Origin of the sequence: Bacillus cereus group sp. BfR-BA-01383, assembly GCF_022663495.1 — a bacterium.
Lineage (GTDB): Bacteria > Bacillota > Bacilli > Bacillales > Bacillaceae_G > Bacillus_A > Bacillus_A cereus_AU.
In genome coordinates this window covers 14,751-31,600 of record NZ_JAKUFP010000004.1, presented here as the reverse complement: position 1 = coordinate 31,600, position 16,850 = coordinate 14,751, and the positions used below count along the sequence as shown (strand labels likewise).

Genomic DNA, 16,850 nt, shown 5'->3' with positions numbered 1-16,850 from the left:
AATTATTTTATAAACTTGTTCATCCCATCTTTATATTTGGCGAATTCTTCGTCTTTCATATCGCCATTCATCTGTAAAAGGAAGTTGCCTTTTGCGTATGTATGGGAAAATAACATAGAAGATGGATGAATAGCAATCAACCGTTGCTATTCATCCATCTTCTACTATATAATAGCTATAGTCTACAATAAGTGAATCGTAATTTGCGGTTTTTAAGACAATCGGTGAGAAAACGCTGAAATAAGCGGTATTAGTAGGAGGACACAAATGATTACAGTAAGTAACGTTAGTTTGCGTTTCGCGGATCGCAAATTATTTGAAGATGTTAACATAAAATTCACACCAGGTAATTGCTACGGTTTAATTGGAGCAAACGGTGCTGGTAAATCAACATTTCTAAAGATTTTATCTGGAGAAATCGAACAATCAACAGGTGACATACATATTACGCCAGGTGAGCGTCTAGCAGTATTAAAACAGAACCACTTCGAATATGAAGAGTTCCCAGTATTAGAAACAGTAATTATGGGTCACACGCAACTTTATAAAGTAATGCAAGAGAAAAATGCCATTTACATGAAAGAAGACTTTAGTGATGAAGATGGTATGCGTGCTGCTGAACTTGAAGGTGAGTTCGCTGAGCTTAACGGTTGGGAAGCTGAGTCAGAAGCTGCAATCTTACTAAAAGGACTTGGTATTGGTGAAGATCTTCATGATAAGAAATTGTCAGAATTAACTGGAGCAGAGAAAGTAAAAGTATTACTTGCTCAAGCTTTATTCGGTAAACCTGACATTCTATTACTAGATGAGCCTACCAACCACTTGGACTTAAAAGCGATTCAATGGTTAGAAAACTTCTTAATGAACTTTGAAAATACAGTAATCGTTGTATCCCATGACCGTCACTTCTTAAATAAAGTTTGTACGCACATGGCTGATCTTGATTTCGGTAAAATTCAACTTTATGTTGGTAACTATGACTTCTGGTATGAGTCAAGCCAATTAGCTTTAAAATTAACACAAGATGCTAATAAGAAAAAAGAAGAGAAAGTAAAAGAGTTACAAAACTTCATTGCACGCTTTAGCTCAAACGCATCTAAAGCGAAACAAGCAACTTCTCGTAAAAAATTATTAGATAAAATTACATTAGATGATATTAGACCATCATCACGTCGTTATCCATTCGTTGGCTTCACACCTGAGCGTGAAATAGGAAATGACTTATTAACTGTTGAAGGTCTTTCTAAAACAATTGATGGTGAAAAAGTGTTAGATAATGTGTACTTCACTTTAAATAAAGGTGATAAAGTTGCATTTATCGGTCGTAATGATATTGCGATGACAACATTATTTAAAATCCTTATGGGTGAAATGGAGCCAGATAGCGGTTCATTCAAATGGGGCGTTACAACATCTCAATCTTACTTCCCAAGAGATAACTCTAAATACTTTGAGAACAGTGACTCCAACTTAGTTGATTGGTTACGCCAATTCTCTCCACAAGATGAGTCAGAAAGCTTCTTACGTGGTTTCTTAGGCCGTATGTTATTCTCAGGTGAAGAAGTTAAGAAGAACGTTTCTGTATTATCTGGAGGCGAAAAAGTTCGTTGTATGCTATCTAAAATGATGTTAAGTGGTGCGAACGTAATTACACTTGACGATCCAACGAACCACTTAGATCTTGAGTCTATCACTGCATTAAACAACGGTTTAATCGCATTCAAAGGTACAATGTTATTCACATCTCATGACCATCAGTTCGTACAAACAATTGCAAACCGCATTATCGAAGTAACGCCAAACGGTGTAATCGATAAAGAGGCTACTTACGATGAGTTCTTAGAAAATGAAGAGCTTCAAAAACAAGTAGATGCAATGTATAAAGGTCAATAATATATGAAAAAAACCTCGCTCTCGTTTTGAGAGCGAGGTTTTTTTATGTATTATGAATAATTATTCAAAACTAACTTTAGTGGAGGTAATTGATTTTGATGTTGCATCCAGTGGAATTACCCGAACGTTAATAAACATCGAATTAATGAATACTTTTTTATACAATGAAAAAACAAATGTTATGTATAGTGAATTTAAATATATTACATTAATGTTCCAAAACTGGAGATATATTTATTTGCGAAGCAGTGAATATAGGTTTATAGTATGTGGAGTCATAATTAGTTGGATGGATTTTGGGAGAAAACAGGAAATGTTACAAATTAATTTAGTTAAATAGAAACCAAGGTCAAAATGTTTAAAAAGAAATAGTTGAATAAATAAAGGCTTCAAATTATAATTACTAATATTCTTCATATAGTTAAATAAAAAAATCTAGTTGAAGAAGAAAAATTGAATAGAGAGACAGACTTATATCAAAATAAGCCTTGGATGATCAAAAGAGGTGGAGAGATGAAACAATTACTATTAAAGAGTAAACGAGTGTTAAGCAATCACTTTGGATTTTTCGTGTTTGCAGTTATTTTATTATGGTTAAAAACGTATGCAGCATATGTGATAGAATTTAATTTAGGGATTTCAAACACAATCCAAAAGTTCTTACTGTTTTTCAACCCGTTAAGCTCAGCAGTTCTATTTTTAGGGCTCGCATTATTCGCAAAGGGGAAACGAGCTTACATTTGGTTAATTGTTATTAATTTGCTAATGTCTATACTTTTATACGCAAACGTAGTATATTACCGCTTTTTCAGCGATTTTATTACGTTCCCGACATTAACACAATCGAATAACTTTGGAGATTTAGGTAATAGTATTTTTGCATTGCTACACGTATATGATCCACTATATTTCTTGGATACAATCATTTTAATTGTTTTAGTCGCAACGAAATTTGTAAACCCTAAACCAATCCGTGTTGCGAAGCATAAATTATCACTTGTGTTTATAGCAGGTATTTTATTCTTTAGTATTAACTTAGGACTCGCAGAATCGGATCGTCCTCAGTTATTAACTAGAACGTTTGATCGTAATTATATTGTGAAATATTTAGGAGTGTATAACTTTACGATTTATGATGGTATTCAAAGTGCGAAAGCATCAACAGAACGAGCATTAGCTGATGGAGATAATATGACAGAAGTTAGAAACTATCTTACATCAACATATGCAAGTCCAAATCCTGAGTACTTTGGTAAAGGAAAAGGAATGAACGTAATTTATATTCATTTAGAGTCATTCCAAAACTTTTTACTAAACTACAAATTAAATGGCCAAGAGGTTACACCATTCTTAAACTCATTTATAAAAGATGAGAATACGTTATACTTTGATAACTTCTTCCATCAAACAGGACAAGGTAAAACATCTGATGCGGAGTTCATGTTAGAGAACTCAATGTTTGGATTACCACAAGGATCTGTTTTTACAAATAAAGCTCATAACACGTATCAATCAGCACCAGCCATTTTAGGTCAACAAGGATACACATCAGCAGTGTTCCATGGTAACTATAAAACGTTCTGGAACCGTGATGAAATTTATAAATCATTTGGTTTTAATAAATTCTTTGATGCGTCATACTATGATATGAACGAAAAAGATGTAGTAAACTATGGATTAAAAGATAAACCATTCTTTAATGAATCAATTCCATTATTACAAACGTTAAAACAACCGTTCTATGCGAAGTTCATTACGTTATCGAATCATTTCCCTTATCCTATTGATCCGGCGGAAGCAACGATTGAACCAGCGAAAACAGGTGACTCTTCTGTAGATACGTATTTCCAAACAGCACATTATTTAGATGAATCTGTAAAAGGATTCATGGATTACTTGAAACAATCTGGTTTATACGATAACTCAATTATTGTTATGTATGGTGACCATTATGGTATTTCAGATAATCATAGCGCAGCAATGTCTCAAATAATGGGTAAAGAAATGAACTCATTTGAAAATGCTCAATTACAACGTGTACCTTTAATCATTCGTGTACCAGGAATGGAAGGCGGCGTACAACATCAATACGGCGGAGAAATTGACGTTCTTCCAACGTTATTACACTTACTAGGGACAGATACAAAAAATTATGTCCAATTCGGATCAGATTTATTATCGCCAGAGCATAAACAAGTCGTTCCGTTCCGTAATGGTAACTACGTAAGTCCAACAGTTACAGCACTTAACGGCAAATATTATGATACAGCGACTGGGAAACCTGTAGAATTTACAGATGAAATAAAACAAAATGAACAAATGGTTCAAAAATCACTAAAATACTCTGACCAAGTTGTTAACGGAGATTTATTACGATTCTACACACCGGAAGGATTTACCCCAGTAGATCCTTCAAAGTACAACTACAACAATCGTGATAAAAATAAACCGAAGGTAAAGACGACTCCGGAAGAGGAAGCTAAATAAATACTAAAGAGCGCTACTCATATGAGTAGCGCTCTTGTTTGTATATAATTCCATCGTTATTATACAGAAGGATCTTTTGTTTTTTGTTTCGCCTTTCCGAAGAATACTACACCTACAATGATAATAATGATGAATCCCCATTTAACTAAAGGGTTTCCCTCGAAAAATCCTACAAACCATTTTTCACTTACAATCATTTTCGCAGCAGTATAAGCTAAAACGGCAGCTCCAATCGTAATGATGACAGGGAAACGGTCCACCCATTTTAAAATCAATGTACTTCCCCATACGACTACAGGAATAGAAACTAATAGCCCGATGATTACTAAAGAAAAATTGCCATGTGCAGCTCCTGCAACAGCGAGAACATTATCTATTCCCATTAACGCATCAGCTATAATAATGGTTTTAATAGCAGACCAGAATCCTTCTTCTGCCTTAATATCATGATCTTTGCCTTCAGCAATTAATTTGTAAGCAATCCATATAAGAAGTACACCACCAATTAGAAGTAATCCTGGTATTTTTAATAACCAAACAACAACTAAGGTGGCAGCAGCTCTTATAGCGATTGCTCCGATAGTTCCCCAAATGATGACTTTCTTTTGCTGTTCTTTCGGTAAGCGTCTTGCTGCTAATCCAATTACAATAGCATTATCACCAGCTAAAACTAAATCAATTACAATAATGGCAAGCAAGGCAGACAAATATTCAGATGAAAGAAAATCCATTTACATATCACTCCTTAAGAGTAATATGTGCTAAGCTGTTAAACGGTATGAAAAATTACAAGGGTAATCTTTTTTGATACATAATTAAGAAAAGAATAGCTTAAAAAAACAATTTCTTCAAATAGTAATCGAGGATGATTTACACGATTATTATTATGATTATTAGTAATGGACATTCAAAAAGATGGCTCCGGTACAATTCCGGAGCCATCTTTTAAGTATTTAATTTTAAATGTGTAGGTTTTAGTTTTAAGATTTAATTTCATATTTTTGGATTGCTACTTTCTTAGGCATGAAACATGCAATAATCAAAGCAACAAAAGATAAGACTAACATAAATACGTAGGCATCACTTGAGCTGAAGATAGAAGATAATTTTGTTACTTGCATAGCAGATATGTTTCCATTTTCACTAGATAACTGTAAAGTATGTGAAGTTGACTGGATCGTATATACGGTGATGATAACGGCTGTTCCAATCGCACCTGCTAATTGGCGGATAGTATTGTTTACTGCTGAACCGTGTGAACCTAGTTCTCTTGGTAAAGCATTTAGGCCTGCAGTATTTAAAGGCATCGAAATGAAGCTTAACCCGATTCGTAAAATAATAGTACGAACCATTAAATACATATAAGTTGTAGATTCCGTTAAATCAATTACACCCCACATTGAAATGATTATAAATATTAAACCTGTAATAAAGAGTGGCTTTGCTCCGTATTTATCAAACATTTTGCCTGTGATAGGGGATAAGAAGGCATTAATCACAGCACCAGGTAATAGAAGTAGACCTGATTCAAATGCGGTAAAGCCTCGTCCGTTTTGTAAGTAAATCGGTAAAAGAATTAAATCAGCATACATAATCATCGTAATGAGTATGTTAATGACTGAAGTAAGAGTGAAAATTTTATATTTAAATACGGATAAATTTAGTAGTGGATCGTTAGACTTTATTTGACGTAAACAGAATAGCGTTGTAACGATTATACCGGTGATAATTGTTGTAATAACAACTGGATGATCCCATCCTTTACTTCCAGCACTACTAAACCCAAATATAATACACCCAAAACCAATCGTTGATAAAATGACACTTAGTATGTCTAATTTTGCTTTTGTTGTCTCAGCAACATTCATTAAATATTTAAGTGCGAGAATAATAACGATAAATACAAATGGAGCTAATCCAATAAATAGCCATCTCCAGGATACATATTCAATGATAAAGCCAGATAACGTTGGAGCGATAGCTGGCGCAAAAATGATGGCGAAGCCGATGGTCCCCATAATACTTCCGCGCTTTTCACTAGGGTATAAATATAAAATAACTGTCATCATTAGTGGCATAATAATTCCTGCTCCAATTGCTTGAATCATTCTGCCAGTTAACAGAACGCCAAAATTCATGGCGCATGCACAGAGAACAGTCCCAATAAACAAAGAGAGCATCGAACTAATAAAGAGTTGCCTTGTTGTAAAACGTTTCATTAAAAACGCAGTAATGGGGACGAGAACACCATTTATGAGCATAAAGCCTGTTGATAACCATTGTACTGTTGCAGCTGTAACATCAAATACTTCCATTAAATTACTCATCGCCACATTTAATAGTGTCTGATTTAATGTGGATAAAAAACAGCCGGTAATGAGGACAGCTAATATAATTTTTTTATTTCTTTCTGATATGTCCTTTTGCATTGGTAAACTCCTTCATTATTCACTTGATTTATCGACATTGTGTCGATAAAATTAATGGTAACAAAATAAATTTTCTTTGACCATGAACAGTTTTTTTGAAAATGTTCACTACTCGACATAGAAGGTATGCACTGTCGAGTAAGTAAAGAGAAAATCTATAAAGGAGTTTTAAAGTGTCTACACATAAAAAAGAAGATCCTCGTACAGTTCGTTCAAGAGAAATGTTTAAAAATGCTGTTTTTTCTCTTCTAAGTGAGAATCCTAGTATTTCAAGCTTAACGGTCCAAAAAGTCGCAACAAAAGCAGGATTAAATCGAACAACATTTTACTTACATTATCAAGACATTCAAGATTTACTAGACCAAATTACGAATGAGATTTTAAATGAACTTTCTAATAAAATTGTTGATTTAATACATGCAAGAGATTTATCAGAAAAACAAAAGCTAACACAACTACTGGATTATTTATATATCCACCGAAACTATTTATTTATTTTATTTAAAATGAATCAATTTGAGGAGCAATTATTTTTATTTATTAAGCAATTAATAGAAACGAGAAGAGAGAATACGAAAAAGGATTTACCAGATGATTATGTTGCAGTTGATATTAAAACAGCCTCATTGGTAGGTATCATCATGTGGTGGATAAGGAATGGACTTCACTTTAGCTCAGATTATATCGCAAATCAAATTTATTTTATGTATAAAGGGTAATTAAGTATAGGAATTAATAAAAAATTTATAATACAAAAGAATCAGAGAAAGCAGGGGATATTCATGAACTTTCAAAATGACAAAATATCCTTACATTTAGAGGTTGTGAAATACGAGTTTGAAAATGCAAATAATGCATGTGATCGTAATTGGCTAATGGTAAAAGCAAAACTCTCAGAAAAAAATAAAGTTTTTGAAACGATGGATCCTTTTTTGCAAACTTCCGACTTACTGTACATGATAAAATGGTTTCAATCTTTACCAAATCCTACATATAACGAACTAGATTTCATAGAACCAAATTTAGCATTTGAATTTATGGGAGAAAAAGAAGGGGAGTTTCATATTGTTATTCGTTTATCGTTGGAACTTAATCCTTCATGGTGTAAGGAAGGGGAATACGAATTTTCTATTAGAATAACTCAAGATGATAGAGAGAACATTATTCGTTCTATTGAAGAGCAACAAAGGAAATTCCCAAAATGATAAAAAAAGACTTGATAACCTACTAGAGGGAATCAAGTCTTTTTATTACATGCGATTATCATGCCAGAAGTTTACTGGGAAGTGTTCGTTTTCATGATAGCTTTCTAATTCATATCCTCTTTCTTTCAGCCCTTTAATAATTCCAGGTACTGCTTTAACTGATTGTGGATGAATATCGTGCATAAGGATAACTTCTGTTGGATTTGTAGCATGAGCTAGAACGTTTTCTACGATTTTAGCAGATGCAGCATCTACTGGTATTTTGTTGTATTTCCAGTCTAATGAATCAATTGTCCAGTCCCAAACTTTTAAACCATTTTCGGCAACTTTGTTACGAAGATCTTCATTTAAACCGGGCATTGAGCCGTAAGCAGGACGAGTTAATACTGGTGATTTTCCTAGAACACCAGCGATTAAGCCTTGGTCTTCTTTCATTTCATCAACGTAATGACCTTCTGTGTAAAGTTTCTTGTAGTTATGAGTCATACTGTGCATCCCAACGTAGTGGCCTTCAGCATCTTCGCGTTTTACAAGGTCGGGGAAAGCTTTAACGTTTGAACCAATTAGGAAGAATGTTGCTTTTGCATTTTCACTCTTTAACATATCTAAAAGCTCAGCTGTGTATTTTCCAGGACCATCATCAAATGTTAAGTAAGCAACTTTTCTAACTTGCCCGTTATAGTGTTTGGGAGCTTCTTTTGGTACAAGAGAAGTTTGAATTTCACTTACAAGTTGAACTGATTTTGCATCATCCTCTGTACTTGCTAGAGCAGTATGTATTGATCCAAAAGCGGCTTCGTAAGTAAATAATACCCCAGCGCAAATCAACATAGCCCTTTTCACTAAAGTTGTCATCCGAATTCCATTGTGCATAATTTTCCTACTCTCTATAAAAGTTCTACTCTACTATATTAGCAATTATAGGTAGGGAAATGCAAAAAAACTTTTTTACAAGTGTAAGAAAGTTTTTCCAAAAGTATGCAAGATTTTATAATAATTGCGTTTTGAATAAATGGGACAAAAAATGAATAATTCTAATCCTTAATAGGAAAACAAAGGATATTAATTTTAGGAGGTGCTATATGGTATCGCTTAGGAAGTGAGATGGTTATGGGCAAAAAGATGAAAAATGAAATTTCACATACCGTATTTAAAAAATAAATATAGGAAAATCAAAAAATAATGTAGAATATATCGTACATATATATATTAAGTCAACATAAAACATAAATGAGGTGGACATATGTTACTTGAAGAAGTAATGCAGCAACTAGAGGAATATGGGACAGAACAAACGAGTAAGACGTATAAAAACCATGGGGCGAAAGAGCCGTTATTTGGAGTTAGTTTTGCGAATTTAAAATTGTTAAAAAAGAAAATAAAAAAAGATCATGATTTAGCAATCTCGTTATGGCAAACGAAAAATATGGATGCTATGACTTTAGCGACATATATTTTAGACCCGAAGAAAGTAACGACAGAACAGCTTAATAGTTGGGTGCAGGATGTCGATTATTATTGTTTAATGGATGTTCTTATGACAGCGATATGTACTTCGCCAATCGCAATAGCTAGGATGGAAGAATGGACAAAATCTGACGATGAATGGATTGGGAGAGCTGGATGGTCTTTATTAGCGAATATTGCAATTAAAAATAAAACGTTACATGATGATTTCTTCTTACCGTATTTAACAGAGATTAGAATTCATATACATAATGAAAAAAATAGAAAAAAAGAAGCAATGAATAGTGCTTTAATCGCGATAGGAATTCGGAATGAGTACTTAGAACGACAAGCAATTGAAATTGCTCGTGAAATTGGAAAAGTAGAAGTTGATCACGGTGCAACGTCATGTAAAACACCAGACGCAGAACCATATATTAAAAAGGTGCGGGAAAGAGCTGAAAAAAAGAAAGTGAAATAAAAAAGGAGAATGGCTATGAAACCAATTGAAGCGGCACAAAGCATAATTACATCACAATTTCCGAATTGTGATGTTGCCTTACTAGGGGGAAGCGTTGTAAGAGGAGAGGCTACGAAAACATCAGACCTAGATATTATAATAATCGATCAAAAACTGTCAGGGTGTTATAGGGCATCCTTCTATAGTAATGGTTGGCCCGTTGAAGTATTTGTACATAATTTTGAAACGTATAAAACCTTTTTCAAAAGTGATTGTGAGCGCGGGAGACCTTCACTCCCTCAATTAGTTTCAGAGGGGATTGTTTTAAAAGGAAACGATGAAATTATTGAAAGACTAAAAAGAGAAGCGAATGATTTATTAAAGCAAGGTCCTGAAAAATGGAATGAAGAAACGATGAAACAGAAACGATATTTTCTTACAGATACTTTGGATGATTTCATTGGTGCAACGAAGAGAGAAGAAGAATTGTTCATTGCTAATTTATTAGCGGATTTAGTACATGAATATGTATTAAGAGTAAATGGTAGGTGGCTTGGAAATTCAAAATGGTTTATAAGAGTGCTGAGAAGATATGATGAGCAATACGCAAAACAGTTTGTAACGGCTTTTGATCATTTTTATAAAACAGGAGAGAAAAATGAACTAATTATTTTTATTGAAAAGACTTTAGAATATTATGGAGGAAGAGTGTTCGAAGGGTTTTCTATTGGCAAATAAAAGGGGGATAGTAAAATGAATGTACCAAACGTTAAATTAAGAGAACTGACACTTGATGATGTAGAAGATCGATATCACTGGTCATTAGATACAGAAGTGACAAAACATTTAGTCGTACCAGATCAATATCCTCCGTTTACTCGTGACGATACGAAAAAATGGATTGAAGCTTGTATAAGTCGAGAGAATGGTTATGAACAAAGAGCTATCGTTACAGAGAAAGGTATACATATTGGCTGGGTAGATCTTAAAAATTTCGATAAAACAAATAAAAATGCAGAACTAGGAATTGCGATTGGTAAGAAAGAGTATTGGGGAAAAGGATTTGGAATGGCTGCTCTAAACAGCATGTTACAAATAGGGTTCTCTCAGTTCGAATTGGAGAAAATTTGGTTACGTGTAGATGAAGATAATGCACAAGCAAGAAAGAGTTATGAAAAAGCAGGATTTGTATGTGAAGGGTTAATGAGAAATGATCGATTGCGCCATGGTAAGTTCATTCATCGCTATCGTTACAGTTTATTAAAAGAGGAGTATGAATCGAAAACTAATTTTACATAAAAATATTATGTAAACTAAAAAGGGGATAGATAAAATGATTCGATTACTTACAAAAGTGGATGCAAAGCAATATTGGGAGCTACGTTTACAAGCATTGCAAGTAAACCCAGAAGCATTTGTAACGACATATGAAGAAGCAGTGAATCAAGAAAACCCTCTTAATCGTGTTGTTAGTAATCTTTCGTCTAACAGTAGTTTTACATTTGGTGCTTTTAATAAAGAGAGTCGCTTAGTTGGAGTTGTTACTTTATTAACAGAAGAAAAGGAAGCATATAAACATAAAGGGCATATCGTTGCGATGTATGTAGATGCAAGTAATCGAAGAAGTGGTCTTGCACGTGATTTAATACGTAAGGCAATTGAAAGAGCAAGAGAAATGAAATTAGAGCAATTGAATTTAGGTGTGGTATCAACAAACGAACCGGCAAAGAAATTATATGAATCTCTTGGCTTTAAAAAGTATGGAATTGAAAAGAGAGCTATAAAGATGAATGGTGTGTATAGTGATGATGAACATATGGTGTTGTTCTTTTAAGGGAGGGAGTTTATCATGAAAGATCTTTATTTAGAAAAAGATATGAACCCGCAAGTAGCGATTTTGTATGCGACGGTTACGGATACTTTTAAAAGATTGCAAAGTTTAGTAGAAGGTACTGAAGAGGAAGAACTATCCTTTAAAGGGTCTGAAAATAATGAAAATAGTATTGGGCAACTACTTCAGCATTTAGCAGTTGTCGATTTACATTGGGTGTACCGTTTAAAGGGAGAAGAAGTTCCACTGGCACTTGAAAATAAATATGGTCCTATGCTGAATGAAGTAGGAGAACTGCCAAGTTTAAGAAAGCAAACATTGCAAGAATTAATACAAGATTATGAAGCGGTACAAAATATGTTTTATGAGGAATGTATGAAACTAACAGAAAATGATTTAACCGGGGAAGTCTTTTATGAAAAGGGAGAAAATGCGACTATAAGATGGGGGATATGGCATATAGCTGATCATAATCGGTACCATCAAGCACATATAAATCGGTTGAGAAAATTATATATAGCTAGATTACATGTAAGTTAAATATTGCGAATTTTAATTATATTTTCTTTGTTGTATGATATAAGAAGAAACTTAACAAGGGGTTTTAAGATGAAAGCTATTGCAGTTGGAATATTGGCATCATTTTTCTTTGCCTTTACCTTTGTGTTAAATCGGTCGATGGACTTAGAAGGTGGAAGCTGGATATGGAGTGCATCATTGCGTTATTATTTTATGGTTCCAATGCTTTTACTGATTGTCATGTATAGAGGCAATTTAAAGCAGCTCTTTCAATATATGAAAAACAATCCGAAAGAATGGTTGTTATGGAGTATTATAGGATTCGGTCTTTTTTATGCACCGCTTAGTTTTGCTGGCGCATTTGGACCAGGTTGGCTCGTTGCATCAACATGGCAAATAACGATTGTCGCAGGGATTTTGTTAACACCATTTTTTGCGGTAGACCCATTACATAAGAAACTTCCTATGAAGGAATTAGTAATGTCAGGCATTATTTTATTCGGTGTTGTGCTTATGCAAGTTGAACACGCTTCGTCTTTAGGAATTCGGGAAACTATTTTATGTGTAGTTCCTGTTCTCATTGCAGCATTTGCATATCCACTTGGAAATAGAAAAATGATGCAAGTTTGTAAAGGGGAACTAGATGTATTCCAGCGGGTTCTCGGTATGACATTAGCAAGTTTACCATTTTGGTTTATTCTATCTGGTTACGAGGTATCTACAAATGGATTACCGTCAAGTAGCCAAGTTTTTCAATGTTTTATTGTAGCAGTTAGTTCTGGTTTAATCGCAACAGTATTATTCTTCTTTGCGACAGATCTTGTAAAAGATGATCCGCAAAAATTGGCAACAGTCGAAGCAACGCAATCTGGTGAAGTATTATTTGCGCTTGCAGGAGAGCTCATCTGGTTATCTGCCCCAATTCCGTCATCCTTATCTTGGATTGGTATGAGCCTTGTTATTATCGGGATGATACTACATAGCTATGTAGCAGTCGTTGTGAAAAAAGAAGAAAAAATAACGGCGTAAAAAGATTAGCTCTTTAAAAAAGAGTTAATCTTTTTTCATGAAAAAGGATGGATATACAATGTTACAATATGTTTAACATGAAGATATAGATTCAATTAAAGGAGTATTCAACCTCATCTGCGATTTTAATAAATTCTCTAAGTTGAGGTACATCAATATACATAATCGGGTTTATATCTTTTCCCTTTTTTTTTCGATATGTAATACAATAACAGATGTGTTTATTAGCATTTTAATAGAAATGAAAATGATCAAGCTAAATATTAAGAAAAATATGATAATATATTTATGAATAAGTTTAAATTTTAATATATAGTGTTAGTGGGGGAACCGTTATGAAAATAAATGAAATAGTAGCGAATACACGATTTCCTAATACAATTGAATCCATTACAAAAGATTTAAAGATATTAGGAGTCGAAAAAGGAATGACAATTATCGTTCATTCATCATTAAGTTCGATCGGTTGGATTTCTGGTGGAGCGGTTGCGGTAGTAGAAGCATTAATGAAGGTTGTTACAAAAGAAGGAACGATAATTATGCCAACGCAATCTTCAGATTTATCAGATCCGAAACATTGGTCAAGACCGCCTGTACCTGAAGACTGGTGGCAGATTATCCGTGATAATGTCCCAGCATTTGATCCACGCATAACACCAACAAGAGGAATGGGTGAAATAGTTGAATGTTTCCGTACATATCCGAATGTAGTGCGCAGCAATCATCCATTAGGAAGTTTTGCTGCATGGGGAAAATATGCAGAGGCAATAACGATGAATCATTCGCTATCAATGAGTTTAGGAGAGGAATCACCATTAAGAAAAATATATGATTTAGATGGATATATATTATTAATTGGTGTTGGATATGATTCCAATACGTCTGTCCATTTATCTGAAATACGTACCGGTGCACGTGAGCTAATAAAAGTAGGAGCACCAATTTTAGAAAACGGTGAAAGAGTATGGAAAGAGTTTGTTGAGATGGATTATGATTCTGATGTGTTTGTAGAAATTGGTGTAGAGTTTGAGCAAAAAGGAACTGTAACAAACGGAAAAATAGGCAACGCAACGTGCCGTCTTATGAAGCAACGTGATATAGTTGACTTTGGAACAGCATGGTTTCGTAAGAAAAATCAGTAAGGGATGGTTACAATGAAGGGGAAAAAGGTATTAATTACGAGTGGTGGTTGTTTAGAAAAATGGGATCAAGTGCGTGGTCATACGAATATGGCAAAAGGAACAATTGGTAGGATAATTGCAGAAGAACTTATAGCTAAAGGGGCACATGTTATATATTTACACGGTTATTTCGCTGAGAAACCAAGCGATGTAAATAAAGGATTAGAATTACATCCATTTGAGGGAATTGTTGATTTACAAGATAAAATGAAAAGTATCATTACACATGAAAAGGTTGATGCGGTCATTATGGCAGCGGCTGGATCAGATTGGATTGTTGAAAAGATTTGTGATCAAGATGGAAATGTTCTTAATATGAATGGGAAAATTTCAAGTGATATCGCACCTATTATTCATTTTCAAAAGGCACCGAAAGTATTAAAGCAAATAAAGGGGTGGGATCCGGAAACAGTACTCGTTGGTTTTAAACTGGAAAGTGATTTAAATGAAGAAGAATTGTTTGAAAGAGCGAAAAATAGAATGAAAGAAGCAAAGGCGAATGTAATGATAGCGAATTCACCAAATTCTTTATATTCGCGCGAGGCTGTACACTATGTAATTGGAGAAGATGGTAAAGGGAAGTTATGTAATGGGAAAGATGATACAGCGAAAGAAATTGTCAAAAGCTTAGAAGTATTATGTAATCGTATTACTGCTTTGTAAAATTTAGTTTTTAGATAAGAATGAATCCGCATAGTATATAAATGAGCGAGACTTTAATCGAATGTGAGCGTAAACCAATCAAGATCTATACAGAGAATAATTGGTGAGGAGTGGGTTCTATGGAACATTTATTAAAGCAAGCTATTAAACTCCGGAACGATAAGAAATATGCGCAGTCCAGAGAGATACTTATAGGATTAACAAATTTTACGAGGGATGCCGAAGTGTTTTATCAATGCGCTTGGATACATGATGTAATGGGTCTTGAAACGGAAGCTGTGCCGTATTATGAACAGGCTATTGCAAACGGTCTTGAAGGTGAGTCACTTTGCGGAGCTTATATTGGTCTTGGCAGTACATATCGTTGTATAGGTGAGTATGACAAAGCAATTACTGTTTTAGAAGCAGGATTACAGAAGTTCCCTGAGAATGATGTGATGAAAGTATTTTTGTCATTAGCAAAATACAACGTAAACGATCATGAATCCGCGATGAAATTATTACTTGAAACTGTCGTAAAAGTAGATGAAGTAAGAGAATTTGAGCGTGCGATTTTGTTTTATAAAGACCGTTTAAACGAGGTTTTTAAATAGAGGAGTGACCGTATGAATGTATCTATATCGCGAAGGCGAAAAGGAATTTGGATTGGACTCGTATCTTTAATTATGTTATCGAACTATTTATTGTATGCCCTTCCCATTGTACCAGCTGCTCCGAAAGAAGTAGTGCTTGGGTCATTATTAGATTGTATGTTTGTAATTCCAGTCATCACATATTTCTTTATTATAAGGAAAAGATACTCGTTAACGTATATATTTCCTATAGTTATAGCTGGATACGTGTTCGCAAGATTTATAATTCCTAGTGATTATTTACAAGCTTTTTCATTTATTTCATATGTAATAGTTGCAGGAGAAATTGCATTTGTATGCTTAGAATTATTCCTTCTATATAAAATAATTAGGGCGCTTCCTAACATAGTAAAAAGATTTAAAGAATATAGAAGTGTATATTCGTCATTTTCTTATGCGATTGATGCAGCGTTTGACGCTACTATGAAAAGAAGTAAGGCTGTAAGTATCATTCTTACTGAGTGTAAGTTAATCTATTATGCGTTTTTATCGTGGCGTGAAAAAGTACCAGATGGTGAATGCACATATTCCTATCACAAAAAGACCGGTGCAATAGGTGTTTATATTATGATTATTCATGCAACATTAATTGAAAGTATCGGTTTTCATTATTTACTTCATCAATGGAATCCAGTAATAGCTTGGATTTTACTCATATTAAACGTATATGCGATGATTTATTTTTTAGCTGAAATACAAGCGATGCGTAAAAATCCGATTATCGTAACAGAAGACAACATAATCATTCAGATCGGATTAGGAAAGAAAATCGTTTTGCCATTTACTCAAATTAATAAAATTGTGTTTTATAAAGGCGAACTTATAAAGAAAGAAGAAAAAGAGGTTCTTGATGCAACTGTTATGGAGTTCATAAAAGAACCTGCTACTTTTGAAATAACGTTAAAAGAGCCAGTGAAAGCGCAGTTGTTATATGGTTTTTCTAAAACAGTGAGTCGTGTGCATTTAAATGTGGATGAGGAAAGGAAATTTTATGATGCGGTTACTGAAAGGTTAAAACATATGAATGATGGATAGTGAAAAACTCCTTCTAAATAAGAAGGAGTTTTATTGTGTA

At 34.0% G+C, this 16,850-nt stretch carries 17 protein-coding genes and 1 pseudogene; 14 read left to right on the top strand and 4 right to left on the bottom strand.

What is annotated here, in order from left to right:
* Positions 1-2: 2 nt before the first annotated feature.
* Positions 3-116, bottom strand: a pseudogene (locus MR065_RS27685) (stress protein); the annotation flags it as partial.
* 151 nt (positions 117-267) lie between these two features.
* On the opposite strand from MR065_RS27685, the gene MR065_RS05695 reads away from it, so the two are divergent.
* Together MR065_RS05695 and ltaS are read left to right on the top strand one after the other, a co-directional pair.
* Entirely contained in the window at positions 268-1,893 is a 1,626-nt protein-coding gene (locus tag MR065_RS05695; RefSeq protein WP_097903788.1) for an ABC-F family ATP-binding cassette domain-containing protein, read from the top strand.
* A 513-nt stretch (positions 1,894-2,406) separates the two neighbouring features.
* Positions 2,407-4,380, top strand: coding sequence for a lipoteichoic acid synthase (ltaS, locus tag MR065_RS05690; RefSeq protein ID WP_242212802.1), 1,974 nt, complete (start codon positions 2,407-2,409; stop codon positions 4,378-4,380).
* A gap of 59 nt (positions 4,381-4,439) precedes the next feature.
* Here ltaS and MR065_RS05685 read toward each other — a convergent pair whose 3' ends face one another.
* A complete protein-coding gene (locus MR065_RS05685) occupies positions 4,440-5,111 on the bottom strand; it encodes a TerC family protein (protein ID WP_000346965.1) in 672 nt (223 codons plus the stop codon).
* A 249-nt stretch (positions 5,112-5,360) separates the two neighbouring features.
* Positions 5,361-6,809, bottom strand: a complete 1,449-nt coding sequence (locus MR065_RS05680; RefSeq protein ID WP_242212801.1) for a DHA2 family efflux MFS transporter permease subunit — start codon at positions 6,807-6,809, stop codon at positions 5,361-5,363.
* A gap of 173 nt (positions 6,810-6,982) precedes the next feature.
* Here MR065_RS05680 and MR065_RS05675 point away from each other — a divergent pair, with 173 nt between their 5' ends.
* Both MR065_RS05675 and MR065_RS05670 read left to right on the top strand, forming a co-directional pair.
* A complete protein-coding gene (locus MR065_RS05675) occupies positions 6,983-7,528 on the top strand; it encodes a TetR/AcrR family transcriptional regulator (RefSeq protein WP_097903783.1) in 546 nt (181 codons plus the stop codon).
* A 63-nt stretch (positions 7,529-7,591) separates the two neighbouring features.
* Positions 7,592-8,014: a WapI family immunity protein gene (locus MR065_RS05670; protein ID WP_242212800.1), complete on the top strand. Its 423-nt coding sequence runs from the start codon at positions 7,592-7,594 to the stop codon at positions 8,012-8,014.
* A gap of 45 nt (positions 8,015-8,059) precedes the next feature.
* On the opposite strand, the gene MR065_RS05665 is transcribed toward MR065_RS05670, so the two are convergent.
* Positions 8,060-8,887 (bottom strand): peptidoglycan-N-acetylglucosamine deacetylase, encoded by an 828-nt coding sequence (locus MR065_RS05665; RefSeq protein ID WP_242212799.1) that lies wholly within the window; start codon positions 8,885-8,887, stop codon positions 8,060-8,062.
* A gap of 370 nt (positions 8,888-9,257) precedes the next feature.
* Here MR065_RS05665 and MR065_RS05660 point away from each other — a divergent pair, with 370 nt between their 5' ends.
* The 10 genes from MR065_RS05660 to MR065_RS05615 all read left to right on the top strand — a co-directional run bounded on the left by MR065_RS05660 (position 9,258) and on the right by MR065_RS05615 (position 16,810).
* Complete coding sequence (locus MR065_RS05660; RefSeq protein ID WP_242212796.1) at positions 9,258-9,941, top strand: DNA alkylation repair protein; 684 nt, start codon at positions 9,258-9,260, stop codon at positions 9,939-9,941.
* Positions 9,942-9,956: 15 nt separating this feature from the next.
* Complete coding sequence (locus MR065_RS05655; protein ID WP_242212795.1) at positions 9,957-10,658, top strand: nucleotidyltransferase domain-containing protein; 702 nt, start codon at positions 9,957-9,959, stop codon at positions 10,656-10,658.
* A 15-nt stretch (positions 10,659-10,673) separates the two neighbouring features.
* Complete coding sequence (locus MR065_RS05650) at positions 10,674-11,219, top strand: GNAT family N-acetyltransferase (protein WP_242212794.1); 546 nt, start codon at positions 10,674-10,676, stop codon at positions 11,217-11,219.
* A gap of 34 nt (positions 11,220-11,253) precedes the next feature.
* On the top strand, positions 11,254-11,754 hold the full coding sequence (locus MR065_RS05645; protein WP_242212793.1) for a GNAT family N-acetyltransferase: 501 nt from the start codon (positions 11,254-11,256) through the stop codon (positions 11,752-11,754).
* Between the two features lie 15 nt (positions 11,755-11,769).
* On the top strand, positions 11,770-12,291 hold the full coding sequence (locus tag MR065_RS05640) for a DinB family protein (protein WP_242212792.1): 522 nt from the start codon (positions 11,770-11,772) through the stop codon (positions 12,289-12,291).
* A gap of 69 nt (positions 12,292-12,360) precedes the next feature.
* On the top strand, positions 12,361-13,299 hold the full coding sequence (locus MR065_RS05635; RefSeq protein WP_242212790.1) for a DMT family transporter: 939 nt from the start codon (positions 12,361-12,363) through the stop codon (positions 13,297-13,299).
* Positions 13,300-13,640: 341 nt separating this feature from the next.
* Positions 13,641-14,441 (top strand): AAC(3) family N-acetyltransferase, encoded by an 801-nt coding sequence (locus MR065_RS05630; protein WP_242213032.1) that lies wholly within the window; start codon positions 13,641-13,643, stop codon positions 14,439-14,441.
* Between the two features lie 12 nt (positions 14,442-14,453).
* Positions 14,454-15,143, top strand: a complete 690-nt coding sequence (locus MR065_RS05625) for a phosphopantothenoylcysteine decarboxylase domain-containing protein (protein WP_242212789.1) — start codon at positions 14,454-14,456, stop codon at positions 15,141-15,143.
* Between the two features lie 119 nt (positions 15,144-15,262).
* Positions 15,263-15,736, top strand: a complete 474-nt coding sequence (locus MR065_RS05620) for a tetratricopeptide repeat protein (RefSeq protein WP_242212788.1) — start codon at positions 15,263-15,265, stop codon at positions 15,734-15,736.
* A 12-nt stretch (positions 15,737-15,748) separates the two neighbouring features.
* The gene (locus MR065_RS05615) at positions 15,749-16,810 is read left to right on the top strand and encodes a hypothetical protein (protein WP_242212787.1); all 1,062 of its coding nucleotides are present in this window, start codon (positions 15,749-15,751) and stop codon (positions 16,808-16,810) included.
* Positions 16,811-16,850: the final 40 nt, after the last annotated feature.

Excerpts from the sequence above, each read along its gene's own strand:
- MR065_RS05695 (WP_097903788.1), top strand. The coding sequence starts at position 268 with ATGATTACAGTAAGTAACGTTAGTTTGCGTTTCGCGGATCGCAAATTA.
- ltaS (WP_242212802.1), top strand. The coding sequence starts at position 2,407 with ATGAAACAATTACTATTAAAGAGTAAACGAGTGTTAAGCAATCACTTT.
- MR065_RS05685 (WP_000346965.1), bottom strand. The coding sequence starts at position 5,111 with ATGGATTTTCTTTCATCTGAATATTTGTCTGCCTTGCTTGCCATTATT.
- MR065_RS05680 (WP_242212801.1), bottom strand. The coding sequence starts at position 6,809 with ATGCAAAAGGACATATCAGAAAGAAATAAAAAAATTATATTAGCTGTC.
- MR065_RS05670 (WP_242212800.1), top strand. The coding sequence starts at position 7,592 with ATGAACTTTCAAAATGACAAAATATCCTTACATTTAGAGGTTGTGAAA.
- MR065_RS05665 (WP_242212799.1), bottom strand. The coding sequence starts at position 8,887 with ATGCACAATGGAATTCGGATGACAACTTTAGTGAAAAGGGCTATGTTG.
- MR065_RS05660 (WP_242212796.1), top strand. The coding sequence starts at position 9,258 with ATGTTACTTGAAGAAGTAATGCAGCAACTAGAGGAATATGGGACAGAA.
- MR065_RS05655 (WP_242212795.1), top strand. The coding sequence starts at position 9,957 with ATGAAACCAATTGAAGCGGCACAAAGCATAATTACATCACAATTTCCG.
- MR065_RS05650 (WP_242212794.1), top strand. The coding sequence starts at position 10,674 with ATGAATGTACCAAACGTTAAATTAAGAGAACTGACACTTGATGATGTA.
- MR065_RS05645 (WP_242212793.1), top strand. The coding sequence starts at position 11,254 with ATGATTCGATTACTTACAAAAGTGGATGCAAAGCAATATTGGGAGCTA.
- MR065_RS05640 (WP_242212792.1), top strand. The coding sequence starts at position 11,770 with ATGAAAGATCTTTATTTAGAAAAAGATATGAACCCGCAAGTAGCGATT.
- MR065_RS05635 (WP_242212790.1), top strand. The coding sequence starts at position 12,361 with ATGAAAGCTATTGCAGTTGGAATATTGGCATCATTTTTCTTTGCCTTT.
- MR065_RS05625 (WP_242212789.1), top strand. The coding sequence starts at position 14,454 with ATGAAGGGGAAAAAGGTATTAATTACGAGTGGTGGTTGTTTAGAAAAA.
- MR065_RS05620 (WP_242212788.1), top strand. The coding sequence starts at position 15,263 with ATGGAACATTTATTAAAGCAAGCTATTAAACTCCGGAACGATAAGAAA.
- MR065_RS05615 (WP_242212787.1), top strand. The coding sequence starts at position 15,749 with ATGAATGTATCTATATCGCGAAGGCGAAAAGGAATTTGGATTGGACTC.